We start from the raw sequence: 25,247 nt of genomic DNA on the forward strand, positions 1-25,247 counted from the left end.
GGAGAAAACATGGCCCACGATGATGAAATCTTCGACTTAAAAAGCTTTACGGGACGACTGGCGACCCCTCGAGGGAAAAGTCTTATCTGGATTGCCGGTTTTATCTTCTTTTTCTTCCTTCTTTCCAAGATGATCACCGTGATCCCAGCAGGTCATATCGGTGTTAAGGATTTCTTTGGCAAAGTTTCAGACAAAACCCTCCAGGCCGGGATCCATCTCGTAAATCCATTCCTCAAGATTCACAAGATGTCGGTACGAACCCAGGAGATTACCGAGGAAGCGACTGTCCCCTCGCGTGAGGGGCTTAGCGTCCGACTCGATGTTTCGCTCCTTTTTAACCTGGATCGCGAGAAGGCGGCCGATGTGTATAAGACGCTGGGTCTTGATTACACACGGATCGTCGTGATCCCACAGTTGCGCTCTATCGTCCGAGGTGTAACGGCAAGCTACGATGCGAAGGCGCTCTACACCACAGAGAGGGAAAGTATTTCGACAGAGATGTACAATAATCTGCAACCAATCCTGTCAGAGCGTGGAGTGAATGTTGAGAAGGTCCTCCTTCGGAGTGTCACACTCCCCGATATCCTCGCCACCGCGATCCAGAAGAAACTCGAGGCTGAGCAACAGGCCGAGCAGATGAAATTCGTCTTGAATAAAGAAGAGCAAGAGGCGGAGCGAAAAAGGGTCGAGGCGAAGGGGATTGCCGATTTTCAGAGAATCGTCACGAGTGGCCTGACCCCCGAGTTTATCCGCTGGAAGGGGATCGAGGCGACCGCCAAACTGGCCGATAGCCATAACACCAAAGTAGTTGTCATCGGTGGTGGCAAAGACGGTCTGCCGATTATTCTGGGTGGGCAGGATAAGTAACGTTTTTTCTTCTTGTCCTCTCCGATCAAAAAAGTTAGCTCTGAGCTCCTAATTAACAAAGGGGGTTTACGATGAAACAAACAATTCTTCTCATCTCTCTTTTCGCACTCTTAACTGCCTGTTCGAAGGCAAAGCAACCTGCGGAATCTCAATCCACTCAATCAACACAGGAGGCGGTCGTGGCGAATGAACAATCAACTCCTACCGGGCTTAAATATGTGATCCTTAAAGAAGGAGCCGGAGCTAATCCACAACGAGGACAGATGGTGACGGTCCACTACACAGGCTGGCTCACCGACGGGACGAAGTTCGACAGCTCCGTCGACCGAGGGACACCCTTTCAGTTTCAGGTCGGTGTGGGACAGGTGATCCCAGGTTGGGACGAGGGAGTCGCCATGATGAAGGTGGGCGAAAAGCGGAAGCTGATTATCCCACCCCAGTTAGGATATGGCGAGCAGGGGGCGGGTGGTGTGATCCCACCGAATGCCACCCTTGTGTTTGAAGTCGAACTCCTTGAAGCCTCCTAAATCCCCCCTCCCCCCCTTTGTTAAAGGGGGGAGAGAAATGATCGAGGCGGTCGCTGCTGTTATCAAGGGCAACGACCAGTTTCTCATCACGAAGCGTCTCGAGAATTCACCGATGGGTCACTGTTGGGAATTTCCGGGTGGCAAGATCGAGCCCGGTGAAACAATCGAAGAGTGCATTATCCGCGAATGTCAGGAGGAGATCGACGTCACAGTCACCCCCCTGAAGCGTCTTCAAGACGAGTGGTACGATTATCCCCATGGCCGCGTTCATTTGCACTTTGTCTTGTGTGAAATCACCGATGGGACACCGAAACCTATCCAGTGCCGTGAAATCCGATGGATTAAGCCGGATGAGTTCCCCAACTACGAATTCCCGCCGGCTGATGTGGGGGTAATTAAGGCTTTAATATGAAATTTCCCGTAACCACTGAAGTAACGATATTTTTTTCCGACTGTGACCCAATGGGTCACTGCAACAATGCCCGATTCTTCTCCTTCATGGAGCATGCACGTGTACAGTATTACAAGAAACTGAAGGCGCTCGACCTCCGAACCATGAATGCCCAAACCGCCTTTGGTTTCATCGTGGCCGAGGCGACCTGCAGCTTTAAATCTCCGGCGACTATCGATGAGACGCTTGTCGTGGGGGCGAGAATTGCGGAGATCGGTAATAAAAGTTTTCAATTTGAATATGAAATCCGTGAGAAAAAAACAGGCCGACTCGTTGCCACGGCGCGAACAGTTCAGGTGATGTTTAATTACAAAAAACAGAAGAGCTTTCCCGTACCCCTCTTGCTGCTTAAAAAGATTGAAAACCTTGAAGGACGAAAATTTAAACCTGATTGAAAAAACCTACCGCCAACTCATCTCCGAGGGAAAAGAGATCCGGAAACTTTTCTCCGGGAATCCCAATGAGCAAGGGATCCGTTTTCCTTCAGGACCTTTGAAAAAAAGTTATGAGAACTATTTTAACCATCAGGATTATCGACCCGATCCGAAGGGACTCTTGGTCGCCCGAGAGACGATCCAAAAATATTATGCAAAAAACGGCGCCTCTCTGCAGAAAGAAAATATCCTGCTGACCTCCGGAACGAGCGAGTCTTTTTTTTATCTCTTTTCCCTTTTGGCAAAACCAGGCGACAACATTCTCACACCGAACCCCTCTTATCCCCTTTTTGATCATATTGCCAAACTTGCCGGTGTTGAACTTCGCCAATACTCCCTCGATGAGGAGAAAAACTGGTCAATCGACATGCAAGATCTCCAGGGAAAAACCGATCACAGGACAAGAGGAATTGTCCTGATCTCCCCCCATAATCCAACAGGGGCTGTCCTCCGTCGCGAAGAGCTCCTCGCCATCACTGAATGGGCCAATAAAAACGAGATCCCGCTCATTTGCGATGAGGTCTTTTCCGAATTTTATTTTGAAAAAGGAAAATTTCCTCGCGCGATGGTGGAGAGCTCTCCAAGACTCTGCTTCACACTGAACGGCATCTCGAAGATGTTTGCCCTCCCTGCCTTAAAATTGGGTTGGATTGCTGTCACCGGCGAGGAATCCAGGGTCCGCCCGATGGTGGATCACCTGGAAACCACGGCGGATACCTTTCTCTCTGTCCATATCCCTGTTCAAGAGACCCTTCCCTCACTTTTCAGAGAAGGAGAGTCCTTTCTTCAAGAATATCATGCGGAGGTTCATCGTCGTCGCGAGAGGGCAATAGGCACTCTTCGTCGATTCTCCACGATCCGATTTGTCGAACCTGCTGGCGGTTTCTATCTCATGGCAAAAATTCAAAAATCGGTCGGTCTCACAGAAGAAGAGTTTGTGATCCGTCTCATGAAGGAAAAAAAGGTCTTCGTGCATCCGGGGTATTTCTATGATTATGAAAAAGGGATCCACTTCGTGATTTCCTTCTTGACAAAAGAGGAGGAACTTGAGGAGGGACTCCAGGCGGTCGGTGATTTTATTTCGCGCCTCGGATGACATCACACCCTTCTTCCTGTATAATCCGGAACGATGAATCCTCAAACCCTGGAAGATCTCTCGACACTGAATATCGAACAGTACTCCCTCGACCGCATTGTCCTCCTCGTCGCGCGTGAAAAATATCCCGAACTAAAACTGGAACAATATTTCGAGAGGTTAGATGAGTTTGCAAAACGAGCTGAGCTTCATGTCAAAAATGTTCAAGGGGGTCGTCAGATCGTAGAGGCACTGAATTCCTACCTTTTCACCGACGAGGGGTTTCGCGGAAACAGCTCCGACTACTACAACCCTTCGAATAGTTTCTTTAATGACGTCCTGGATCGGAGGATGGGGATTCCTCTCACGCTTTCCGTCCTTTATGTCGAGATCGGAAGGCGCCTCGGTATCCCGGTCAGTGTTGTCGGTTTCCCGGGGCATGCCCTGGTTCGTTACGAAGATGGTCGTGAGACCTTTTTCCTCGACCCCTTTTATGGAGGCAAGATCCTGACAGAAGAACATTGCAAGACAATGCTTTCAGAGATGTATGGGGATCAGCTCCCCTTTCGGTCCGAATACCTGAGGCCCGCGACCCATCGCGAAATTCTCACCCGAATGCTTTCGAATCTAAAAATCATCTACATGTCGAAAAAGGAATTTGAGATGGCGCTGAATATCCTGAACAAGATGCTCCTGTTCAACCCCCTCGCCGCTGATTCGATCAAAGAACGGGGAATGGTTCACTATCAGTTGGAATGTTATTCCTCAGCCCTGAAAGATTTTGAGAGCTACCTCGTACGCGAACCGACCGCCCCTGATCGATCGTTTATTGAAGAATGTATCGCGGAACTCCGACCGAAGGTCGATCAGATGCATTAACTCTTCCCCTTGAGTTGTGAATAGTCGACGACTTCAGCGTCTGTGGAGGAAGGGGGTTTCCCGGAGACAATCTGCTCCCTCACCTTCTTCACATCCTCCGGTTTCAGATGGGACGGTTGTCCGAGCGCCCCCATCACCTCATTCGTCATCCGCGCAAGGATTCGATTGTGGATCGTCCCTTCCCCGTCCGGATCCGCCTCGAGGAATCTATCGATCTTTTCCGTCGAAACCCCCGTCTCAAGAAGGAAATCCAAGAACTGGCGAAACCCAAAAGAGGAGGGGAGCTGGTTCACCGCCTCGACTAATTTCAGGCAATCAGGGCAAGTTCTCTTAAAAAAACCGGCCTTTTCATGACAGTAAACACAACGCATACGCAATTTATGATCCCAACCCAAAAAGTTCGCAACTTCTTTCCTGATTCAGCGAAGTTACGATCGACTGACGCACCCCTTAGGGAGGAACTCTTGTCGGAAAAAAGAAAGTACCCGCGAAGAGAGGTCCTGTCTGGATCAGCGCTTAATGCAAAGTTGGTTTTAACGGGCGGTTCGCTCCTCAGCACCACCCCCCGATCGATTGAAATCGATGCCCAACCCCTAAATATCAGCCAGGGAGGGATCGGACTCCTCTTGAAGCTTGATGTCCCGTGGGAGACCTTGACCCCACAGAAAGAGGTCGCCCTGCATCTCAATATGGGGAACCAGATCTGGCGTCTTCTGGCAAAGGTGGTCCATCATGCGAGGGACCATCGGACGATCGGTCTGGAATTTACCCAGCCACTTCCCAGTCTGACACCGTTCCTCACACCGGCAGAGTTGCAATAAAGTTAACCCCTCAGTTTCACCCTTTCCGGACCCTGCGGAACTCGCCCGGTATGGTTCCGCAATTTTGCTCCACGCCCCCTCTGTCCACCTCCGGTGGACATCTCCCCCGACAAGCGGGGGAGTCCGGTCCAAGGCTTCCCGCCGCAAAATTGCTCTTCTTAAAGGTGGGCCTCAAACAGGTCCTCGGGTCCTTCAAGGGTTAAACTGAGGGGTTATCAATAAATCTAAAAAGAATTTGAATGCTATCCCCCTCTTAATGTAAGAGGGGGATCCATGTTGCATTTTCAATATTTGAAGGGGGCGTTATAGTTGTATAAGGAGACTGACCATGTACAAAAAAACTAAGATGGCGATTCGAAAGAGAAAAAGGAAGACTAAAAAGAAGATCCGCTCGCTCCGATATCGGGGGCGGTAATTTATTGAAATAGCGAAACTTTTCCAAGGTAGTCTCGATAATCCCTACGTGCTTTCCGCCACCCAAATCCTCCGCTCGTCATGGGAATTTGACTACAATCCCTTCAATCCATCAAACTACGAACGGGATATAACGAAACCGTTTTTGGGTGCTGCTGCTGTTGGTGCAGGAATCATTGCTGTCGTCTGTTTGAAACGCCTTGGAGTCGGGAATGCCCGCTGGAATTTCTGGGGGGGGAACTACAAGACACGTAAAGGATGGAGACTTATTTCTCCATCATCAAGAACTGATCTTTCACAAACTCAGGTTATAGCCAGAAAAGGGGGTAACATTCTGAAAATTGTTCCAGACATGACAGTGGAGGAGGAAGCACAACTGTTAGGGAGAGGATCTTTAATCATCACCCTCAATGATAATCCTGTAGGAACACAAACTTATCGAATAGAAAGAGATTGTTTGAGGTTGTTAGACATAGTTATCGGAGAATCTCACAATAAAGGAATTGCATCGGCTGTTACAAAATGGCTTGCCCTCCTAGCAGCACGACAAAATAAATCTTTTGGGCTCATAAATGTTAGGAATCCTCTGATTGAGAGAATTATTGTCTCCGAAAAAATTTTTAGAGGCCCCTTTGCGAGATTACAAAATGACAGCCTCGATTTTTTGGGGACCCCCTCTGGATAGATACTCAATGTCAAAACCACCACCCCTCGCCGTCTTCGACCTCGACAACACAATCATCAAAAACGACTGCGGGGAGGCATTTTTTCATTTTTTGGTGGAGGAGGGAAAGCTCCCAGCGAGCCGCATCAGGGAATATTATGAAAAGGTTCAAAAGGAGGGAGGGATTGTCGCCTACCCCTGGGTCGTCTCACTGATGGCCGGAATGAAAGAGGAGGAGATTTATTCAGCTTGCCAAGAGGCGATTCGGAGGGAACTCAAAAAAGAGATCGGGAAAAAGGAATTGGGGGGTATTCAAGTCGCCCAAGGGATCCGGCTCTCTCCTCAGATGAAAGAGCTCATGAAACGAATGAAACAGGCCGGTTTTGAGATCTGGATTATCTCGGCCTCGAACCGATGGGTCGTCGAAACAACGATTCAGCAACTCGAACTCCCTGTCGACCATTCTGTCGGAATGGCGGTGACCGTAAAAGACGGTATCCTGACCAATATTCCTGTCAAACCGGAGCCTGTGGGACAGGGGAAACGAGAGGTGATCGAGCAAAAAATCGGCCGCCCCCCAAACTTTGTTGCCGGCGACAGCGCCTCTGACTTCCCGATGATGGAAATGGCGACAGAGATTGCCCTTTTCATTGACCACGGGAATAAAGAATGTCAGAGGGTTGCTCTAGAAAGAGGTTGGGTTGTTCAAAAGGGATCACTAGTTGATTAGGGATCATTGCCAAAATTGTTCATCGTCAGGTGCCTCCGCGGCGACCCTAATGGATCCATCAGCCAATGAACCTTCGCGCAGTACTGCCGCGCGTTTTCATTGTCTGCTGAATCTCATTGGGTACCCCGCCGCTCCCGGCAATGCCGATTCGCAATTTTAACAATGACCCCTTTTGACAACATGAAGTCACGATATTCGCTTTGGCGAATCCGCATCTTTGCGATCACCTGGATCGCCTATGCCGGTTTTTACCTCTGTCGAAAAAACCTGGCCGTTGTCAAAGTTTCGCTGAAAGAGGAGTTTGGATTTGATAACCTCCAGCTCGGCTATATCGGCACCGCCTATCTCGCTACCTACGCCATCGGACAGTTTCTCAATGGAATTTTGGGTGACAAATTGGGGTCTCGGATCACCGTCGGTATTGGGCTTGTCGTTGCTGCCGTCTCCAATTTCATTTTTCCGATCGGGACAACCGCCGGTTTCATGATGGTCCTTTATGGATTCAATGGCTACGCCCAGGCGACCGGATGGCCCGGACTTGTAAAGACAATGGCAAACTGGTTCTCCGTCCATGAGCGCGGCGTTGTCATGGGGTGGTGGGGAACTTGTTATCAGATCGGTTCCGCTGCCGCGACCGCCCTTGCCGCCTATCTCTTGAGTCTCTGGGGCTGGCGTTATTCCTTCTATGTCCCCGCAGCAATCCTTTTGGGCATTGCACTCCTTTTCATCCTCCTTCAGAGAGAGCAACCTGAAGATGTCGGTCTCCCAGATATCGAATCCTATCATGGGGAGGTCGAAAAAGAGGAATCTGGGGAAACGACAGTCACCCAGCTCCGTCCCTTAAGCTCGACGATCCGAAAGGTCCTTTCGAATAGTACCGTCTGGTTCTGTGGACTCAGCTATTTTTGTCTCAAACTGATCCGCTATTCGCTGATGTTCTGGCTCCCGCTCTATATGGTAGAAAAACTGGGGTATAAGGCAGACCAGGCCGGTTATTATTCGATCGCGGTCGAGGTTGCTGGTTTTCTAGGGGCGGTCTTCGCGGGATACGCCTCTGATAAACTTTTCGGTTCGAGACGTGGGCCGATCTGCACACTGATGTTTTTGGGGCTCGCGATCAGCCTCTACGCCCATACCCATCTCGTCCTTATGGGGAATTTCTGGAATGTGGTCGGTATGGCGCTGATCGGTTTTATGACCTACGGCCCCGACTCGATCATGACCGGCGCTGCGGCGATGGATTTTGGCACAAAAGAGGGGGCCTCCACCGCTGCCGGATTTATCAATGGCATGGGCTCGATCGGTGCCGCGCTCGAAGGGATCCTGGTTGGCTACATCTCCCAAGCCTTTGGCTGGAATTTTCTCTTCTATATCTTCGTGGGACTGGCTCTGATTGGCGCCCTCCTGATGGCGACCCGGTGGAAGACCGAGGCACCGCACAGGCTATCTTCCTAGTCTCCCATCAACTCTTCGACAAAAAACTTGGTCTTTGGAGGGATCTGGCTGTCTGGATAGTATTTTGAAATAATCTCAAAAACCTCACGAGGTTTCTTGATCCCAAGATAATCGATTAAAAACTTAACGTCCTCCTTGTCGTGCGTATCGAATCGGGCTGAAATAGACTTCATCGCCAGCATGTAATCGGCACGTGGTGCCCAGACGCGAAGATGAGAGAGCTCCATAACAGACTCGCGTGGAGGATCGACATGAAAGTAGGCCTTGGCAGCATCGTTGAGCCAGTTCGGTGGCACGCCAAGTTTTTTTGCAACCTTCTCGCTCGCCTTACGGATTTCCTTCGTTGGATGAAAGATCCCGTCGACATCTTTTGTTGATTTTCGGGCCTGAAAAACGAGGCACATCACAGCACCACCACAAATTCCAATTTCTCCCTTCGCGTCTAGCGAACGAAGCTCTTCATTGAGAGCACGAAAGAGTTTTTTGATCAGCGCTACAGAAAGCATTAGATCCTCTTCAAAAAGTTTTCTAAGACAAAAATATTTCTTTTTCTGAAGTGAACTGGACTTTCGATAAGGGCCATCGCCTTAAGACTCTCCATGCCAGAAACAAACCAGGGCTCGGCCAGAGGGGGCACCGACTGACACCACTCCGGGCACGTCATCCCGACTTCATCGCAAAGGGTCTCGACCGTCGAGGCAAGAAGCGCCTTCATAGAAACAGGTGTCTCCGGCAGGGGAGACAGATCAACGAAACCCCTCTTCGGTTTTGTCCTGAAGGCATCGACAAAACTAAAGAGCCAGCTCTTCCAGCTCCCTTCTCCTTCTTCGAGGATATGTTCTGAAATCCCGACAACCGAATCGGGAGGTGATTCAAATAATGACTCAATGAATCTCCCGAAGGCATGCCTTGAATATCCGAGGGCCGTGGCGATCTTCTCGAGTGACGAGATTTGCGGATCATGTCTCCCCGACTCCAGCAGTTGGAGGGTTCGGAACGAAATCCCGGCCAGCGCCGCCAGACGGCGCTGCGAGAGCCCCTTCTCTTCCCTTGCCTTGACGATCGGATTCATGGGCACATTTTATTTGACATACTTAAGTATGTCAATAGGCCTTGTCATTAGAATTAACTTTCGAATCGTGGAAGAGTGTGATAAAAAACAATTGTCTATGTCGAAAAAAAAGGTTGTCATGGAGCGGTTTGTCCCGCTGGAGGGATGCGACAAAGATTTTGATCTCGAATTTTGGAGACGTGTTGGGACTCAGGGAAAATTCGAGGCGGCGTGGGAGATGGTTCTCGATCTTCCCAACTGGAATTCTCGATATGCCAATCAACAAAGACTTCGAAGAACTGTTTCATCACTTAAACACCGCGGGGGCTGAATATATTGTTGTCGGGGCCTACGCGGTCATTTACCATACGGAACCACGTTACACGAAGGATATCGATATCTGGATCAATCCAGATCCTCGGAATGCGGTAAAAGTTTATGAAGCCCTCAAGAAGTTTGGGGCTCCTCTGCGAGACCTGACACCTCAGGACCTCTCGAATCCGAAAATGGTCTACCAAGTCGGAATTGAACCAAACCGGATTGATATCCTGATGGGGATCGGGACCCTCCCCTTTAAGGAGGCTTGGAAGAAACGATGTGAAGATCATTACGGTTCCGAAAAGATCTTTGTTTTGGGACTGGGAGAGACCATTCGCGCGAAAAAAGAGGCAGGAAGGCCACATGATGAAAGAGATCTCGAAATCCTGGAGCAGGCAAAGAAAAAACAAGACAAGAAATCCCGATAATCAGGAAAAAATCTCCCCCGACCCAAACCGAAAAATAGATTTTTCCCAAGCAACCATTTTCGGATTTTAGCGATGAAATGGCATAGTAAGCAGACAGGCTTGGATCTAAAAACACGAGGAGGGGCTTATGGCAATTATTAGTAACCTTTTGGCATCACCAGCTTTACCGAGGGAGGGCTCTGCTCCCGCACCAGAGCCAGTACCACAACCACCCCCCTCTTCTCGATTTACTTATACAGGCTGGATAGCGAGTAGCATGGGTGCGACAATCCTATCAGGTTTCGCTCCGGAAATTCTTGCAAGAATATCAGGAAGGAGGAGGATGAGCCTCCCCAAATATGCGCTTGGGAACGCTGTTCTTGGTGGTGTTGGGGCACTGGTGGCTATCGCTGTTTTTAATCGCCTTAGCGATGAACCTTGCAAGGCACAATGGGGCGCTGTTGCATCTGGAACTATTTTCAGTGGAATGGGATGTATAGTCGGCGCCGCCTGCGGTTCCGTAAGATATGGGGCACCGCTGTTTGCCTTCTTGGGAACCGGCTTGATTGCCTTTTCCCTTCCATCATAAAGACAGTTCCATTGAACCAGTTGCTTTTTCCTTGAAGGATTATCAAAGCAATCTCGTTTCCCCGTTGCTTCACCAAATCCGCAAAGAGGCGGTTGAGATTAAATAAAAATTCGTGCTTTTTGATCTTCTTGAATTAAAAAAAATAGCGTTGTAGGGCTTCGGGTACCCATGCCGACCAAGGAAGAATTGATCGCCTATGTTGAGAAATCACCCCATCCCGAGGTCAAGGTCGCTGTCTGTGATATCGACGGCATCCTTCGCGGAAAATATATCGCGAAGGAAAAACTCCTCTCGAGCCTGGAAAAAGGTTTCGGATTCTGCGATGTCGTCTTTGGGTGGGACAGCGCCGATGTCCTTTACGATAATGTCCAACTGACCGGATGGCATACCGGTTATCCGGATGTCTTGACGAAGCTCGATCCGGCCACATTTCGTAAAATCCCGTGGGAAGAGGATCGTGCGTTTGTCTTGGGTGACTTTTACCTCAAAAACGGAGAGGCGTATCCAGCCTGCCCACGGAATCTTCTGAAAAAGGTGATTGAAAAATACCGCAAGGCGGGACTCGAACCTTATTGTTCGGTCGAGTTCGAGTACTTTCTCTTCGATGAAACCCCCCACTCCCTCCACGAAAAGGGGTTTCGAAATCTTAAGACCGCGAGCCCTGGGATGTTTGGTTATTCAATCCTCCGCTCCTCCGCCCGTAGCGAGTTCATCACGAGCCTTGTCCAAAAGATGAAGGCGTTTGACTGCCCGATCGAAGGGATCCACACAGAGACAGGACCGGGCGTCATGGAAGCGGCACTGCTCTATACGAAGGCGCTTGACGCCGCCGATCGCGCGATCCTTTTCAAAACCGCCGTTAAGGAACTCGCCTACAAAGACGGGAAGGTCGCAACCTTCATGGCGAAGTGGAACGATCAACTCCCCGGCTGTGGTGGTCATACCCATATCAGTGTCTGGAAGAATGGAACCAACGCCTTCGCCGATGAACGAAACAAGTCTGGAATAAGTCCTCTCTTTGAAAATTTTCTCGCCGGTGTCTTGCACGGACTCCACGATTTAATGGCCTGCTACTGCCCGACGGTCAATAGTTACAAGCGATCGGTCCCTGGGGTTTGGTCCCCTCTCAACGCCACCTGGGGAATCGAAAATAGGACAACAGCCCTTCGGATGATCCTCGGCCAGGATCCTAAATCGACCCGAGTGGAACAGAGAACCCCTGGCGCTGACTTGAATCCCTACATCGCGATGGCAGCGACACTCGCCTCGGGCCTCTATGGAATTGAAAAGAAAATGAAGCTCGTCCCCCCCGTCACGGGGAATGCCTATGACCTCCCCAAAGAGGAGGTCCCGTATCTCCCTCGATCTTTGGCCGAGGCGACCGATCGCCTGAAGAGGAGCGAATTGGCCCGGGAGATTTTGGGAGAGGCGTTTGTAGACCATTACGCAAGGACACGCGAATGGGAGGTTCGAGAGTATAATAAGGCAGTGACAGATTGGGAATTGAAGAGATATTTCGAGATTATATGACAGAAATTCACAATTTTTATTTCCCTACCACCATCCGCTTCGGCGCAGGAGCTATCAAACTCCTTCGACAAGAACTGACACAGCGTCGCTGCAAACGCCCGTTCATCGTCACCGACCGCGGGGTTGTCGCCCAACCCTTTTTTCAAACGATCCTCAATGAACTCAAAGATTTTAACCCCGCTGTCTATTCCGATGTCCACCCGAACCCCTGGCTCAGCGATGTCACAAAGGGTGCCAAGATCTGCCGTGAAATTGAGGCCGACTGTATTGTCACCGTCGGGGGGGGATCTCCCATGGACACGGCGAAGGCGATCGCGCTGATGGCCTGTGTGGAGGGGGAACTTTTTCAGTATCAGGATGGCGGTCCTAAAGAAATTCCATCCACTATCCTGCCGATCATCGCCATCCCGACAACCGCCGGTACCGGCTCTGAGGTTGGCCGCAGCGCCGTTATCAGCGAGGATAATACGGGGATCAAACATATTATCTTCTCCCCATCGCTCCTTCCCAAATTGGTTCTCGCCGATCCCGAGGTAACCTTGGGGCTTCCTCACCATATCACAGCTGCCACCGGCATGGATGCCTTGACGCATAATATCGAGGCCTATCTCGCGAAGGATTTTCATCCGATCTGTGACGGGATCGCCCTCGAGGGGACACGACTGGTGATGGAGAATCTGGAGACTGCGGTCAAGGATGGGAAAAACATGAAGGCGCGTGAAGGGATGCTGATGGGGGCGATGATGGGGGCTGTTGCGTTCCAGAAGGGACTTGGCGCAACCCACTCGATGGCCCATCCCTTGACGACAGTCGCCAATGTCCCTCATGGCCTTGCAAACGCCCTCTGTCTCGCGAGGGTCCTTGAGTTTAACAAAGAGGTTGTCGAGAAACGACTCGCGACACTCGCCACCCATCTGGGATTAAAAGACAAAAGCGCCGATGGATTCATTGCCTCTATTCGAAAATTGACCGACGCGATCGGGATCCCCAAACGGCTTCGCGATGTGGGGATCAAGGAAGAGATGATGCCGCGGCTCGTCGAACTGGCGGTCCAGGATGGTTGTCATCAGTGCAATCCAAGGTCGGTGACAAAAGCAGACTTTGAGAGGATGTATCGGGAACTTCTGTGAAGATTTTCAATCCAGCCACCGAGGCACTTCTTCAAGAGATCGAAGAAGATTCCGCTGTCTCGATCCAAGAGAAATACAATTCCCTGCTAAAAGGACAAAAAATCTGGAAAATGATTCCTTTGAAGGAACGTATCGCGATTATCTCCCGATTCTCTGCCCTTCTTGATCAGAATAAAGAATCTCTGACCCGAACCCTCACACAAGAGATGGGAAAACCGCTTCGGGAATCATTCAACGAGATCACTGGCGCGCGGAAAAGGATCCAATTTTTTATTGATAACTCGGAAGAGATCTTGAAACCGCGTGTCACCCACGAGGAACCTGGGATCTCGGAACAACTCGCCTTCGAACCTCTGGGGATCGTCGCCAACATCTCTGCGTGGAATTACCCCTACCTCGTCGGGGTGAATATCTTTGTCCCAGCCCTGATCGGTGGCAATGCCGTCCTCTATAAACCTTCTGAATATGCGACCCTCACAGGCCTCGAGATCACACGTCTTCTTTGGGAGGCAGGGATCCCGCGTGAGGTTTTTCAACCGGTGGTGGGGGGTGGTCCTGTCGGCCAACGACTGCTCGCCCTTCCTCTGGATGGTTTCTTCTTCACCGGTTCCTATCGAACCGGACAGGCGATCGCGAACCAGGTCGGTTCTCGACTGATCCCTCTCGGGCTCGAGTTAGGAGGAAAAGATCCCCTCTATGTCGCCGATGATGTCAAAGAGATCCCGTCCGTTGCGGCCGCGGCGGTGGAGGGGAGCTTTTACAACAACGGGCAAAGCTGCTGCGCCGTCGAAAGGATCTACGTCCACAAAAAGATCTTTGAGCCCTTTCTTGAATTGTTTTTGGGCGAAGTGAAAAAACTGAAGGTCGGTGATCCTTTGGACAGACAAACGACTCAAGGACCACTCGCCCGTCCGCAACAGGTCGTCTTACTAGAGGCCCAAGTAAAAGACGCCCTCCACCGTAGCGCAAAACTCCTGATAGGTGGTAAACGGTGGGGGACCCAAGGGGCCTTTTTTGAACCGACTGTATTCACGAACGTTGATCACACAATGAATCTCATGAGAGAGGAAACCTTCGGACCCCTGATCGGTATTCAGAAAGTAGAGGATGACGAAGAGGCGATCCGGCTCATGAACGACACTGATTATGGACTGACCGCCTCGATCTATTCCTCGGATGAAAAACGTGCTCGGCGGATTTTAGAGCAAATCGATGTCGGGACCGGTTACTGGAACTGTTGCGACCGGGTCACCCCCTACCTCCCCTGGTCCGGGAGAAAACATTCGGGACTCGGCTCGACACTCTCTTTTTTAGGGCTTTATCCATTTGTGAAGCCGAAGGCGTATCATTTACGTCGTCCTTAACCCCTCTCCCATTATTTCCGATACAACCGGCACCTCCCCTTAAACTAAGGGGAGGTAAATGACATCAATGATACCGCGGAGGAGGGGTTAAAACCTAAGGTTAAGCTGCGCCGTCACTGCATAATAGAGTCCCGTACGAGTGATCGGATCAACCCCGACAGTATAGCTTCCCCCATCGACCCCTAAACCGAGCTTGAAAACTTCCTTTCCATTTCCCTTTTTGAAAGGGGCCTCTAATCTGGCCGCCGCACCATAACGCTGCATGAGGGTCGGATCATATTCAGAGAGAAGATCGGCACCACCGAAATTCGCCCCCACCTCAGCAAGACCACCAAGAAAAAGGGCAAGTCCCATATCCTCTCTATCAAATAGCAGGAGCCTTCCACCAACCTCGAGATCAGCAGCGGTCTCATCGATCGTCTTATCATCCTCCTGACTTCGAAGGACGACATGCGACGCCGCCTCAAATGACAAGAGATCCTTAGGTCTCGGCGTCCAACGGAGACCGACCTTCATCACCTGATCCGTCGTGAGGGTCCCGTCAACTGATGGGGAACCAGACTCTCTAAAGTAAGATTGTCCAAAACCGTATAATATTTCAAAATCGGGAGGTGGGAGATTTCTGGCCGAAAAACTGACCTGTCTCACCGCGATCTTCGGAGCGGCTGTTGTCGGTTCCATCGTCCCCCCTTTTTTATTGGCCGGAATGATATCCATCAATCATCGCCTGAAATTCCTCACTGCGTGGACAACCCAATGCGTCCTGATCCCCCTGTTAGAACCAAAAGGTACCAGGTACCTTCTGGTCACCTGTTGAATCGAATATCAAGAAAGGAAGTTGTGGGTTAATTCTGATTAGACAAACTGCGCCCCTTGTTTCTGCCCTTCCCGCTTGATCGGTGAATCGATTAAATACCGTGGCAGGAGAGACTTCCAAAGACCGGTTCGTGTATCTACTCTCGCTGTATAAACACTCCGGCAACGACTGAAAACAGTCTTCTGACAGCTCGCCCCACGCAGAATAATCTGGTCGATGAGCGACTGACCCAGGTTTACCTGATAGAGATCCGCCCCTTCGAGATACCCCCGTGTAAAATTCCCCTCGATCTCCATTCCGAAGATCCCATGCGGCACGTCAGCCAGCTTCACCCCCTCCCAATGGACCTCTTCCAGATTATTCCAACCCCTCCAGATCACGCGGTCCCTCAAGATCGTTGCCCCAAAAAAACCTTGGGTTCGACGCTCGGAGAACCGGGCACGCGTGAAATCACAGGTATCAATAATCAAAGAGGCTCTCAGGTCGCCAAATTCAACGGCCGGATCAAAAACAGCCTCTGGAAATTGACAACGGCGAAATTCTGTTCCCATCAGCTGGGCAACAAAACCGCTCTTCACGCTCCTCGGATCATTGACAAACTGAAATCCGGCGAAGTCACAATCCTCGAAAAGGATGCCAAGCGACCGAGCGTCTTGATCTTGGGGAAGCAGGGAGGAAATTTTGGTCCCTGACATGAGGGAATTCCTGAAATGACACCGAGTAAAATGGGAGTCCAGCCCGAAGTAGCATTCGGTGAAGACTGTCTGCCAGCCTTCTTCTGTCTTCGGTAGTGAGCTGAAATCAACATGGATCCCCCTGAAATTTTTAAATGTCGTCTGATAAAAGAGGGAGCCGGGAAAGCTGCTTTTTGAAACGGACACCCATTCAAAGATCGTATTCTGGATCTGACATCGGTCAAAACGCGAGTTTTTGATATGGTGAAACTTGTCTCCCGCCTCTCCTTTGAAAGTAACACCTTTAAAGATGCATCTGTTGAAGAGATTCCCTTGCAGGGCACAGCGATCAAATCGGATGTTTCTGAGTGTTATTGATTCCCAATGAACATCATCAAAAAAGCATCTTCCAAAATATCCACCATACCCCCCTGTCTCGATCGTCCCACTGATCGTCGTCCCACCGCTAAATTGACAGAAATCGAACGGCGTCTCTATTAAATGGATCCCCTTCATCTGCACATCATCAAAGAGACAGTTTCGGAAGTAACCGTCCGTCAGTTTGAAATCCTCAAAGACGGAGCCGGAGAAATCGATGAAGACGTTCTCCTTGCTTCCGGGAAGATACGTCCCACCTGAAAACTTGACCGATTTCAGATCAAGCCCCTTGATATGAACACCCCTCATATCGATGATCTGGACGGAACGAAATCCGATGAACTCATGTCGGACCCTCACCCCCCCTTCCTGCAGCAGTTCATCAACCATATAAAATGGATTCATCGAATTCGGCTTTTTCTGAAAATAGCGGCTGATGACCGAGTCAAATATTTCCTGGTTTGTCCGCATCCCACCCGCCGGTGGATTCGGCCAGAGCGTTGAGCCTGGTGGAAAGAGCCGGTTCGGGGGATTGAACCGACCGATTCCGTCGATCGTTATTCTTGAGGAGAGAAAGAAGGCACCGGCAAGAATAGCAGCCACCCCTAAAAGGATTCCGATCTGTAAAAACGGGTCCGATAGTTGACCTTGACTCAGATCGGTTTCCTCTCTCTTCACGAAACGGCTGAGGGAGGGGTAGGCAGCAGCGGTGAGAACCGCGAGACTGATTCCAGGAAGGGCTCCCTTAAATGATTGAGCCACTCGACCACTGACCAGTGATCCCGCGTCCGTTACAAAAGACGGCATGATTGGAATCGCAGGACCTCCAAGCGCTGTCGCCGCTACGGTAGTCATTCAGCCTATTATTCGATGGGTTGGGGTATAAAGATGCGGATTTTTTAAGCAGCAACTTCATCAGAGGGAAATACGAAATAGCGACCAAATGCCACCCCCCTTAAGCCGCTATGCCGAATACCTTCGTTCGCTGACCTCGGCACCGTCCTACCCGCAGCCATTGGAGCAACTCCAACCGGCAAGGACGATCGCCCTGACACCAGCACAGGATCTCCTCGACACCATTTTTTCAAGGACACCGCGCATCCTAGAGGAGAGGGGGCCCGAACGGGTCCTGACGCAACCAATCCATCACCTCCAAAGTTACTTGCATAATGTCTCTCAGCAGGCGGAATGGCTCCGAATCCAGGCGGTGAACATGCCGAGGGGAAAGAGTCATGGCTTGTCATGGCTCATGAGAAGGAAGGCAATTGCTCAGGCCCGGGTCATACAAAGGTCCGCCGATGCTGCGTCCAGAAGGGTTGAGGCGATCAAAAGTGGTTGGACTCCGAAATCACTCGAGAGAACACGAGACCTCGTCGCAAGAACGATCATGCTCGTCGATAACCTCAAGGGAGAGGCGGATGAGATTCTGAGGATTGCGCCGACCGCTACCTTTCCGGCCCGACATGAACTAAGCCAGCCATTTGCGCGTGCCTTCTTCGCCTTTCTGAATCGTGTCTATAATTTCTATATCGAAAGAGGGGCAACCCATCAAATAGCTAGTCGCTACGGCCTCCCGATGACGGCAATGATCATGCTCGTCAGTGTAACCGCCGTCTTCAATGGATAAGTTAACCTTCTTTTTTGAGGGAGATGACTTCTTTTCAAGTCTCCGCCAAGCGATCGCGCAGGCAACTGAGTCCGTCGAGATCGAACTCTATTATTTTTCTGATGACGATGTCGGCCTCAGCTTTAGTGAACTTCTCAAGAGAAAGGCCAAGGAAGGGGTCAAAGTCCGCATCATTTATGACGCCGTGGGGTGTCGTGGAACGTCCTCAAAATTCCTGGATGCCTTGGAAAAATCCGGCATGCGGCTCAAGGAATATAATCCGCTTCTTCCCCCTCGAAGGCACTTCGGAAGACGAGATCATCGAAAGATTATGATTGTTGATCACAGGATCGGTTTTTTGGGCGGGTTTAATATCGCCTCGGAATACTCTCGCACGAGCGCCGGCGAAACAGCCTGGAGAGACAGCGGGATCTGCTTTGAGGATCCGGAACTGATTCAAAAACTTGTGCAACTCTTCGAAGACTCCTGGGAGGAGAAAAGGCTTCGCATAAAAGATTTTATTCGGGAAAAAATTCCACGACCCGACTGGAGTCGGAGAAAGCATCATCTCCTGGCAAGTCATGGTTGGAACCGAAAGGGACTCATTCGAGAAGAATACCTTTCTGCGATCATCCATGCGAAAAGATTCATCTACATCACAAATTCCTATTTTATTCCGGATCGGGGAATCCGACGCGCCTTGAGAAAGGCCTCCGGACGCGGCGTTGATGTCCGCCTCTTGGTTGCTGGCCCGACCGATGTCCCGATCGCCCGCTGGGCCAGTCAAGCAACTTACTCTTCATTCCTGAGAGCCGGGGTCAGAATCTACGAGTACCAGGGGCGTATCCTGCATGCGAAGAGTGCCGCTATTGATACCGAATGGTACACCGTCGGAACCTCCAACATGGATCCCCTGAGTTTTTTCCATAATCTGGAGGTTAATTTTTTAGGACGGGGTCCTGAAGAGGCCCGACTCTTGATGGTCCAGTTTGCGGAAGATCTCAACTTTTCAAAGGAGCTCTCCCTTGAGATTTGGAGACGGCGTCCCTGGTGGACCCGATTGAGAGAGCGGTTTTTCTTTTTTTTCAGGGCGTGGCTTTAGGCTAATCTGTCACGAAATGTCACAGAATGTATGCGTTAGCGTCAGGGGAAGCTGCACGTCGCCCACTAAAATTCCAATGAATTCAATAAAGTAATTTGATCCCACCTTTTGGCGAATCTTTTGCAACGATATCCAGGAAAGAAGGAGGTTTTTATGAAAAAGGTAAAAAATATCGCGAGGGGCCTCATGATCCTCATCGGGATTTTGGTGATCTCATTCTCTATCCCTATTCTCTACGGTGCTAGCCTGGAAAAGCAGGTAAAAACCGAAAAGTTGTTTTTTGAAGTCAAGGGAATGAAGAATCCAAAAGATGTGGAGAGGATCAAAAGTGAATTAAGGAAAAACGCCGGGGTCTTTTTGAGTAACTGTGATCATACCGCTGGAACCTGTACGGTTGATATTGATCCCGCGGTCACGAAGTGGGAGGCGATAGTGACATCGATTAATCAATTGGGGTTTAAAGCAATCCCCTCGGAAAAAGATAAAAAGTTCACAGAAATGCCGCATTAAAAAAGAAGGGCTAGGATTACCCGCCTCTCCGGCGGGTAATCCTCTGCTTGGGTTGAGCTCCCTTGTTTTTAACCCGCCTTCTGGTAAATCTTTCCCACAAGCAAACCGGCGACGGTTGACTCGATCATCCCGCCGATGAACCAGGCGACAAGGAGCTTCGCCGGATAAGGAACATAGGCGTAGTGGGCAACGGTCATCGGAAGATGCAAAAGAAGTCCAATCCATAATCCATAGCGCAACCCCTGACCGATCGGAGATTTTCCCGTCTCCATCCCCTTCGTGTAGATATAACAAAAGAAAAGGGCGAAGAGGATGTGGCCGAGATAAATGAAATGCATCAACTTCATCATCTCCGCCTCAGGACGCCAGAACTGCATCGTTTCAATGTAGGTCGATTCCAGAATCTTGCCGTGGTAAATCATTCCGAAGATCGTGAGCCAGACAAAGACGGCGACTGCCGATAGCAGATATCTTTTGGTGTTCATTGGATCCCCCTTTTTTTAGGCCCTCATATCATAGGAGGTTAAGCAGAGGAATCAGAAAGTAACCCAAGGGGTAAAAAGATCAGTAATCCAATTGTCAGTTTGGTAAAAATTTCCGGCAAGGGTCCTGGGAAGCGCGCCGCAAGAAATTTAACCTCCGTAACAAATCGAGCCGCCGTTTTTTTTGGGCCTAACTCGCGAGCCACGATTCTCAAAATACCCAGACCATTTGTTGCCCTTTCGCAATGGCTCGCCAACTCTGCTGTATCCGCAACCATCCCCATTTGAGAGATCCTCGTTGTCGCTAGTGAAGGGGGGACTCCTCGCTGTGACCTGTGTGGAGTCCAACCTGGGGAGGCGGAGTCTGGTTGAAACCAAACATGACCGATCTTCGGCGCTTCTTCCCCCTCCACCGCCAGAACAGTGCCACGAAGAGCTGTAAATCCATATCTTCTTCCACCGGCTCCGGAGTCTCGTGGCATATGACCGGCAGCGAATTGTGCCTGTTCGATAATACGATTCGCAGCCATCTCTGCAGAATGAACTTCAGCAAAAACCGCATCCAAAAAACTCCCCAGATTAGCAGCCTCCTCCGGACCTCTCAAAAGAAGGGAGAATCGGCCCACTATTTGCTCGATCGGTTGAAAGAGCTGACCGACCCATTGACCAAAGGACCGGAATGTCAATTTCTCGGCAAAAATTCTTGAGGTTGCCTGGAGCTGAAACAAATCTTCTCCGCCAACCAATCCCGAGCCCGTAGCCAACGATCTCGCGAGCTGATCAATGTCACCTACAGAGGTTGCGGAGGCGATCGCCGGATGTTCATGAAGAGGAGGTAATTCCGACAACGTCCGAATCACAGCGACCGTTGCTTCTTCCGTAGGACTTGGAGTCTTCATTTTTTAATTCCGGTTTCGAAATTTACAAACCAGCAACAACCGATGTTCCTTGGGACCAAAGTAGTTTTGGATAGAACGACTTTTTCTGAAACCAAATTGGCCCAACAATCCCTGCGAGGCGTTGTTCGAGGGGCTGCAAGTAGCGTAGACTTTTTTGACTCTCAGTTGCTTGAAGCGTTGAAATAAATTCCGACAGAGTTTTTCTCCAACACCTCGACGGTGGAGATTTTTAGCAACAGCGATATCCAGCAACCATCCCTGGGATTGATCGGCCGAAATCAGACCGCCGACGACAAAACCAACTACTTTCCCTTTCGATATCGCAACAAAAAACAGGTCAGAGAAGAGATCGAAATATTGAATGAATGAAAAAAGTGGAAGGAGACTCGATTTTGAGAAAAACCGGGCCTCAATGGCTGCAACGGCAGACAGATCACCTTGCTGGCACCGTCGGATTTTAATGAATGGCGGGGCCATAAAGTAACCGGTACCTTCTGGTCTTCCTAAGAGTCAATAGATATCGGTTGATTGGTAATGGGAACCTTGCTACCTAAGCGACCGTAGCGACGGCTCCCATCGTCTAGAGGCCTAGGACGGTGCCCTCTCACGGCATAAACACCGGTTCGAATCCGGTTGGGAGCGCAAACAAAGGAGGACTCTATGCACATCACAAAACTAGCCATCATGATGGTGGTATTTCTGGCTCTGTCGATTCCGGCACTGGCCAAGACCTTCAAGGTCAGTGAGTATAAAAAGTCGGGTATTTATGAGCAAGAGATCGGCGATTTCCGTTACCTGTATGATACGGTGACTGAATTGTGTTACTTCATGTATGTAGACGGAAGCACGGCCGCCGGGCTGACCTCTGTCGATTGCAATCGCGTCACGAGACGGCCCGAATGGTCCGACTCGCTAAAAACACCGGCGTCCGAAGCAGAGCCGGAGGTAGCGCCAGAGGCAGAATCTAAAGCTGCTAAGCCCAAGAAAAAGAAGTAACGAATCGGACGGCATCTATTTCTTCTCGTGCCGATACAGAACGACTCGAACTTTTTCGACTGTCACCAGTCCCTCTTTGACCATTCCGTTCAAAATCGGCAGGAAGGATTCGATCTTTTCCTCAGCATCCACAATCTCAATAATGACCGGCAGGTCCTCCGAAAGCCTCAGGATCTTCGCCGTATGAATTCGACTGGCCGCCCCAAATCCCTCAAACCCCTTGACCACCGTACATCCGGCCAAACCCCTCTCTCTGGCCAACAACATAATCGCCTCATGGAGCGGTTTTCCGTCATGCCGGTCCGATTCACCGATGAAAATCCGGAGCAACTTTCCCTCTTCGGGTATCTGCATAACCCCTCCCTTATATGGTTCGCGCCAGGAGAACACCAAGTAACAACCCAACAAAACAACCTGCAAAGCTTGCCGCTACATTCACTCCAGCCAGGAGATACTCGCTCTCCTTGAATAACCCCCAGGTCTCATAGGCAAAACTTGAAAAGGTGGTAAAGGCACCGAGAAAACCGATCAGCAGGGTTGTTCGCATAGCGGAACTCAGCAAAAACTTTTCCTCGGCGATTGTCCCCAAAAAACCGATCGCACAACAACCCGCAAGATTCACAGCAAGCGTTCCATAGGGAAATTCGGATCCCAGAAAGCGATGAACCAACCCACCCACCAGATAGCGAGAGAGGGTCCCCGCTGCCCCGGCCACTGCCAAAAGAGTTAATCTCGCCATATTTTTTAATAAGGTCGTACCAGAACCCGGCTCAGGAAAGAACGCGTTCGTTCCGCCTTCGGGCAATTGAAGACCTCCGCCGGTGTCCCGATCTCGACGATCTCCCCCTGATCGAGGACAATGATCCGATCGGCCACCTCCCGCGCGAAGCTCATCTCATGGGCCGCCATGAGTGTCGTCATCCCATCGTCAATCAAATCCCGAACGACTGAAAGGACGTCACCGACCATCTCCGGATCGAGTGAGGAGGTCGGCTCGTCAAAGAGCATCGTCTGAGGCCTCATCGCAAGCGCCCTCGCGATCGCGACCCTCTGCTGTTCACCACCGGAAAGCTTTTCGGGATAACGGTCTTCCTTGGAATTCAGATTCACCTTCCTTAAAAGTTCCCGCGCCTGGCTGACCGCCTCCTCATGGGAAAGACCCAAGACCTTCGTTGGTGACTCAATGATATTTTGCAAGACTGTCATGTGGGGAAAGAGATTCAGATGTTGAAAAACCATCCCGACCATGAGACGGATCTGGCGAATCGCCTCACGATCCTTCCGCTTGGGCCTCAGCCGCTCGATCGAATGGAGTTCGATCGGCCCGACATCAATCTCCCCCTCCTGGAAATATTCGAGTCCATTAATACACCGAAGCAAGGTGCTCTTCCCGCTCCCGGAGGGTCCGATGATCGCCACCGCCTCGCCTTTCGCAATTTCGAAGTCGATCCCCTTGAGGACATGATGATCGCTGTATGACTTGTGAAGTCCTTGAATTTTTATCATCGAAGAGCCCTCCCCATACGCCTTTCCAGCCGCCTACTCAAGAGGGAAAGTGGGTAACTCATCCCAAAATAGAGGAAGGCGGTAATCAACCCCAATTCAAAATACTTAAAGGTTGTCGAGGCCAGAATGCTGTACGTCTTCGTAAGCTCAACCATCGCAATCATGGAGACGATCGAGGAATCCTTAAAAAGGGCGATGAAATCATTTGTCACTGCCGGCAGGGTGATGCGAATCGCCTGAGGAAGGATGATCCGTCTGACCACAACCGACTGAGGCATCCCCAAGGCCTGGGCCGCTTCACTCTGGCCTCTCGGGATGGCGGCAATCCCAGCTCGATAGATCTCGGACTCGTAGGCGGCGTAATTCATCCCAAGTCCGAGGATCGCCGCAACGAAAGGACTCAAACTGATCCCAATATTCGGAAGACCATAATAAAGGATAAAGAGTTGAACCAGCAGCGGTGTCCCTCGATAGATCTCGATATAGGCGGTCGCCAATCGACTGAAGGGCCCCGGTACATAAACACGAACGATCGTCAGAGCTAATCCGAGGACAATCGCCAAGACCATAGAAAGCACGGAGAGCCCAATGGTAATACCGGCCCCTTTCAAAAGGGTCGGGATAAATCGTAAGGTCGACACCTCCCGTGCCATCTCCCAAGTCATCATGCCGGAAAAATCACTCTGAAAAAGTTTGTCTTGTGCCTTATTCCAAATCCTCCATTTCTCATAAATTTTCTGCAGCTTTCCATTATGGAGGAGTTTTTCCAAAATCCGATCAATCTCCTTTTTGAGTTCCTCCTCCCCCTTCCTCATCGCAATCCCGTAAAAACCCTCACCGACCGGATCTCCGACAAATTTCAGCTTCGGATTCGGTCCGGCATAATACTCGGCAATCGGAAGGTCGAGGAAGACCGCATCCAATCTCCCCAAGGCAAGATCGGTATACGGCTCTACCTGCCCTTTGTAGACACGGATATTCACTCCACCGAGCTGGCCCAGCATCATCATCGCGGCTGAGGCAGAAAGGGTCCCGACCCTCTTTCCCTTCAGGTCCTCAAACTTTTGAATTTTTTCTTCTTCCCTGCGAACAACGATCTGTTCGGTATAGACGTAAAAGGGGCGTGAGAAGAGAACCTCCCCCTCACGTTCCGGTGTGATCTCGATTCCATCCAGAGAAAGATCAAAGTCTCCCTTTTGCAACGCAGGGATCAGGTTGTCCCAATCATCCTGGAATTGTCTCTGGCCGACACCAAGCTCCTTCGTTATCGCCTCGACAATCTCCACCTCGAAGCCCAGAAGACGATCCGGATCCTTCGGGTCCGGGAAAATAAATGGGGCACCCCCTTCACGATCAGCCCCCCAGAGGAGGAAGCCTCGAGATCTGATTTTCTCTAGTGTGCTTTCTTGACTAAAGGCCGCTCCGGAGAGCGCGGAAAAACCGAGCACCAGGAAGGCCAACCGGATCCAGGACATTTTTCTTCTCTTTAACAACTGATTTTCAAAAGTTCCAAGGGAAATCAGAAAAATTTTCAAATTTGATACTTGGGGTATTGGTGATGACCATTATCA

At 50.5% G+C, this 25,247-nt stretch carries 32 protein-coding genes and 1 tRNA gene; 21 read left to right on the forward strand and 12 right to left on the reverse strand.

Annotation, left to right across the window (positions count from 1 at the left end):
• The first annotated feature begins 9 nt into the window (after positions 1-9).
• From HYT76_01655 to HYT76_01680, 6 genes are all read left to right on the forward strand, one after another.
• The gene (locus HYT76_01655) at positions 10-867 is read left to right on the forward strand and encodes a prohibitin family protein (protein ID MBI2082251.1); all 858 of its coding nucleotides are present in this window, start codon (positions 10-12) and stop codon (positions 865-867) included.
• A 71-nt stretch (positions 868-938) separates the two neighbouring features.
• Entirely contained in the window at positions 939-1,394 is a 456-nt protein-coding gene (locus tag HYT76_01660; GenBank protein ID MBI2082252.1) for an FKBP-type peptidyl-prolyl cis-trans isomerase, read from the forward strand.
• A 37-nt stretch (positions 1,395-1,431) separates the two neighbouring features.
• Positions 1,432-1,806, forward strand: a complete 375-nt coding sequence (gene mutT / locus HYT76_01665; GenBank protein MBI2082253.1) for an 8-oxo-dGTP diphosphatase MutT — start codon at positions 1,432-1,434, stop codon at positions 1,804-1,806.
• Positions 1,803-2,240, forward strand: coding sequence for an acyl-CoA thioesterase (locus HYT76_01670; protein MBI2082254.1), 438 nt, complete (start codon positions 1,803-1,805; stop codon positions 2,238-2,240). Before mutT ends, HYT76_01670 begins: the two co-directional genes overlap by 4 nt.
• Entirely contained in the window at positions 2,212-3,375 is a 1,164-nt protein-coding gene (locus tag HYT76_01675; GenBank protein MBI2082255.1) for a pyridoxal phosphate-dependent aminotransferase, read from the forward strand. The genes HYT76_01670 and HYT76_01675 overlap by 29 nt, the downstream gene beginning before the upstream one ends.
• Before the next feature lie 33 nt (positions 3,376-3,408).
• Positions 3,409-4,233 carry a transglutaminase family protein gene (locus HYT76_01680; protein MBI2082256.1) on the forward strand — a complete coding sequence of 275 codons (825 nt, stop codon included), beginning with the start codon at positions 3,409-3,411 and terminating at the stop codon, positions 4,231-4,233.
• On the opposite strand, the gene HYT76_01685 is transcribed toward HYT76_01680, so the two are convergent.
• A complete protein-coding gene (locus tag HYT76_01685) occupies positions 4,230-4,604 on the reverse strand; it encodes a hypothetical protein (protein ID MBI2082257.1) in 375 nt (124 codons plus the stop codon). The genes HYT76_01680 and HYT76_01685 overlap by 4 nt on opposite strands.
• A gap of 93 nt (positions 4,605-4,697) precedes the next feature.
• On the opposite strand from HYT76_01685, the gene HYT76_01690 reads away from it, so the two are divergent.
• From HYT76_01690 to HYT76_01705, 4 genes are all read left to right on the forward strand, one after another.
• A complete protein-coding gene (locus tag HYT76_01690) occupies positions 4,698-5,054 on the forward strand; it encodes a PilZ domain-containing protein (GenBank protein MBI2082258.1) in 357 nt (118 codons plus the stop codon).
• A gap of 463 nt (positions 5,055-5,517) precedes the next feature.
• On the forward strand, positions 5,518-6,153 hold the full coding sequence (locus tag HYT76_01695) for a hypothetical protein (protein MBI2082259.1): 636 nt from the start codon (positions 5,518-5,520) through the stop codon (positions 6,151-6,153).
• Between the two features lie 7 nt (positions 6,154-6,160).
• The gene (locus HYT76_01700) at positions 6,161-6,862 is read left to right on the forward strand and encodes a haloacid dehalogenase-like hydrolase (GenBank protein ID MBI2082260.1); all 702 of its coding nucleotides are present in this window, start codon (positions 6,161-6,163) and stop codon (positions 6,860-6,862) included.
• Positions 6,863-7,042: 180 nt separating this feature from the next.
• The gene (locus HYT76_01705; GenBank protein MBI2082261.1) at positions 7,043-8,317 is read left to right on the forward strand and encodes an MFS transporter; all 1,275 of its coding nucleotides are present in this window, start codon (positions 7,043-7,045) and stop codon (positions 8,315-8,317) included.
• Here HYT76_01705 and HYT76_01710 read toward each other — a convergent pair.
• Entirely contained in the window at positions 8,314-8,823 is a 510-nt protein-coding gene (locus HYT76_01710; GenBank protein MBI2082262.1) for a hypothetical protein, read from the reverse strand. The two genes, HYT76_01705 and HYT76_01710, sit on opposite strands and share 4 nt — an antisense overlap.
• On the reverse strand, positions 8,823-9,389 hold the full coding sequence (locus HYT76_01715; protein ID MBI2082263.1) for a helix-turn-helix transcriptional regulator: 567 nt from the start codon (positions 9,387-9,389) through the stop codon (positions 8,823-8,825). The genes HYT76_01710 and HYT76_01715 overlap by 1 nt, the downstream gene beginning before the upstream one ends.
• 97 nt (positions 9,390-9,486) lie before the next feature.
• Between HYT76_01715 and HYT76_01720 the strand changes: the two genes are divergently transcribed.
• The 6 genes from HYT76_01720 (at position 9,487) to HYT76_01745 (ending at position 14,706) form a co-directional block, all read left to right on the forward strand.
• Complete coding sequence (locus HYT76_01720) at positions 9,487-9,699, forward strand: hypothetical protein (protein ID MBI2082264.1); 213 nt, start codon at positions 9,487-9,489, stop codon at positions 9,697-9,699.
• Complete coding sequence (locus HYT76_01725) at positions 9,641-10,114, forward strand: hypothetical protein (protein MBI2082265.1); 474 nt, start codon at positions 9,641-9,643, stop codon at positions 10,112-10,114. Before HYT76_01720 ends, HYT76_01725 begins: the two co-directional genes overlap by 59 nt.
• 322 nt (positions 10,115-10,436) lie before the next feature.
• Positions 10,437-10,682 (forward strand): hypothetical protein, encoded by a 246-nt coding sequence (locus HYT76_01730; protein ID MBI2082266.1) that lies wholly within the window; start codon positions 10,437-10,439, stop codon positions 10,680-10,682.
• 168 nt (positions 10,683-10,850) lie between these two features.
• The gene (locus HYT76_01735; GenBank protein ID MBI2082267.1) at positions 10,851-12,212 is read left to right on the forward strand and encodes a glutamine synthetase; all 1,362 of its coding nucleotides are present in this window, start codon (positions 10,851-10,853) and stop codon (positions 12,210-12,212) included.
• Complete coding sequence (locus tag HYT76_01740; GenBank protein ID MBI2082268.1) at positions 12,209-13,342, forward strand: iron-containing alcohol dehydrogenase; 1,134 nt, start codon at positions 12,209-12,211, stop codon at positions 13,340-13,342. Before HYT76_01735 ends, HYT76_01740 begins: the two co-directional genes overlap by 4 nt.
• Complete coding sequence (locus HYT76_01745; GenBank protein ID MBI2082269.1) at positions 13,339-14,706, forward strand: aldehyde dehydrogenase family protein; 1,368 nt, start codon at positions 13,339-13,341, stop codon at positions 14,704-14,706. The genes HYT76_01740 and HYT76_01745 overlap by 4 nt, the downstream gene beginning before the upstream one ends.
• Positions 14,707-14,793: 87 nt before the next feature.
• Here the strand turns inward: HYT76_01745 and HYT76_01750 are convergent, their stop codons facing one another.
• Together HYT76_01750 and HYT76_01755 are read right to left on the reverse strand one after the other, a co-directional pair.
• Entirely contained in the window at positions 14,794-15,423 is a 630-nt protein-coding gene (locus HYT76_01750) for a hypothetical protein (protein ID MBI2082270.1), read from the reverse strand.
• A 138-nt stretch (positions 15,424-15,561) separates the two neighbouring features.
• Entirely contained in the window at positions 15,562-17,430 is a 1,869-nt protein-coding gene (locus HYT76_01755) for a pentapeptide repeat-containing protein (GenBank protein ID MBI2082271.1), read from the reverse strand.
• 88 nt (positions 17,431-17,518) lie between these two features.
• Between HYT76_01755 and HYT76_01760 the strand changes: the two genes are divergently transcribed.
• From HYT76_01760 to HYT76_01770, 3 genes are all read left to right on the forward strand, one after another.
• A complete protein-coding gene (locus HYT76_01760) occupies positions 17,519-18,202 on the forward strand; it encodes a hypothetical protein (GenBank protein ID MBI2082272.1) in 684 nt (227 codons plus the stop codon).
• Complete coding sequence (locus HYT76_01765) at positions 18,195-19,283, forward strand: phosphatidylserine/phosphatidylglycerophosphate/cardiolipin synthase family protein (protein MBI2082273.1); 1,089 nt, start codon at positions 18,195-18,197, stop codon at positions 19,281-19,283. Before HYT76_01760 ends, HYT76_01765 begins: the two co-directional genes overlap by 8 nt.
• 153 nt (positions 19,284-19,436) lie before the next feature.
• A complete protein-coding gene (locus tag HYT76_01770) occupies positions 19,437-19,793 on the forward strand; it encodes a heavy-metal-associated domain-containing protein (protein ID MBI2082274.1) in 357 nt (118 codons plus the stop codon).
• Between the two features lie 68 nt (positions 19,794-19,861).
• On the opposite strand, the gene HYT76_01775 is transcribed toward HYT76_01770, so the two are convergent.
• The 3 genes from HYT76_01775 to HYT76_01785 are packed head-to-tail and all read right to left on the reverse strand — an operon-like array spanning position 19,862 to position 21,651.
• On the reverse strand, positions 19,862-20,278 hold the full coding sequence (locus HYT76_01775) for a hypothetical protein (protein MBI2082275.1): 417 nt from the start codon (positions 20,276-20,278) through the stop codon (positions 19,862-19,864).
• Positions 20,279-20,316: 38 nt separating this feature from the next.
• Complete coding sequence (locus HYT76_01780) at positions 20,317-21,174, reverse strand: hypothetical protein (protein ID MBI2082276.1); 858 nt, start codon at positions 21,172-21,174, stop codon at positions 20,317-20,319.
• 3 nt (positions 21,175-21,177) lie between these two features.
• On the reverse strand, positions 21,178-21,651 hold the full coding sequence (locus tag HYT76_01785; protein MBI2082277.1) for a GNAT family N-acetyltransferase: 474 nt from the start codon (positions 21,649-21,651) through the stop codon (positions 21,178-21,180).
• A 92-nt stretch (positions 21,652-21,743) separates the two neighbouring features.
• Between HYT76_01785 and HYT76_01790 the strand changes: the two genes are divergently transcribed.
• Positions 21,744-21,816, forward strand: a tRNA-Glu gene (locus HYT76_01790).
• An 18-nt stretch (positions 21,817-21,834) separates the two neighbouring features.
• Positions 21,835-22,170, forward strand: coding sequence for a hypothetical protein (locus HYT76_01795; protein ID MBI2082278.1), 336 nt, complete (start codon positions 21,835-21,837; stop codon positions 22,168-22,170).
• Positions 22,171-22,185: 15 nt separating this feature from the next.
• Here the strand turns inward: HYT76_01795 and HYT76_01800 are convergent, their stop codons facing one another.
• Genes HYT76_01800 through HYT76_01815 form a run of 4 tightly spaced genes read right to left on the reverse strand, consistent with a single transcriptional unit; the run spans position 22,186 to position 25,151 of the window.
• Entirely contained in the window at positions 22,186-22,524 is a 339-nt protein-coding gene (locus HYT76_01800) for a DUF190 domain-containing protein (GenBank protein MBI2082279.1), read from the reverse strand.
• A gap of 10 nt (positions 22,525-22,534) precedes the next feature.
• Positions 22,535-22,909: a fluoride efflux transporter CrcB gene (crcB, locus tag HYT76_01805; protein ID MBI2082280.1), complete on the reverse strand. Its 375-nt coding sequence runs from the start codon at positions 22,907-22,909 to the stop codon at positions 22,535-22,537.
• Positions 22,910-22,914: 5 nt separating this feature from the next.
• Complete coding sequence (locus tag HYT76_01810; GenBank protein ID MBI2082281.1) at positions 22,915-23,676, reverse strand: amino acid ABC transporter ATP-binding protein; 762 nt, start codon at positions 23,674-23,676, stop codon at positions 22,915-22,917.
• A complete protein-coding gene (locus HYT76_01815; protein MBI2082282.1) occupies positions 23,673-25,151 on the reverse strand; it encodes an ABC transporter permease subunit in 1,479 nt (492 codons plus the stop codon). Before HYT76_01815 ends, HYT76_01810 begins: the two co-directional genes overlap by 4 nt.
• Between the last annotated feature and the right edge of the window lie 96 nt (positions 25,152-25,247).

The organism is Deltaproteobacteria bacterium (assembly GCA_016180845.1).
Lineage (GTDB): Bacteria > UBA10199 > UBA10199 > JACPAL01 > JACPAL01 > JACPAK01.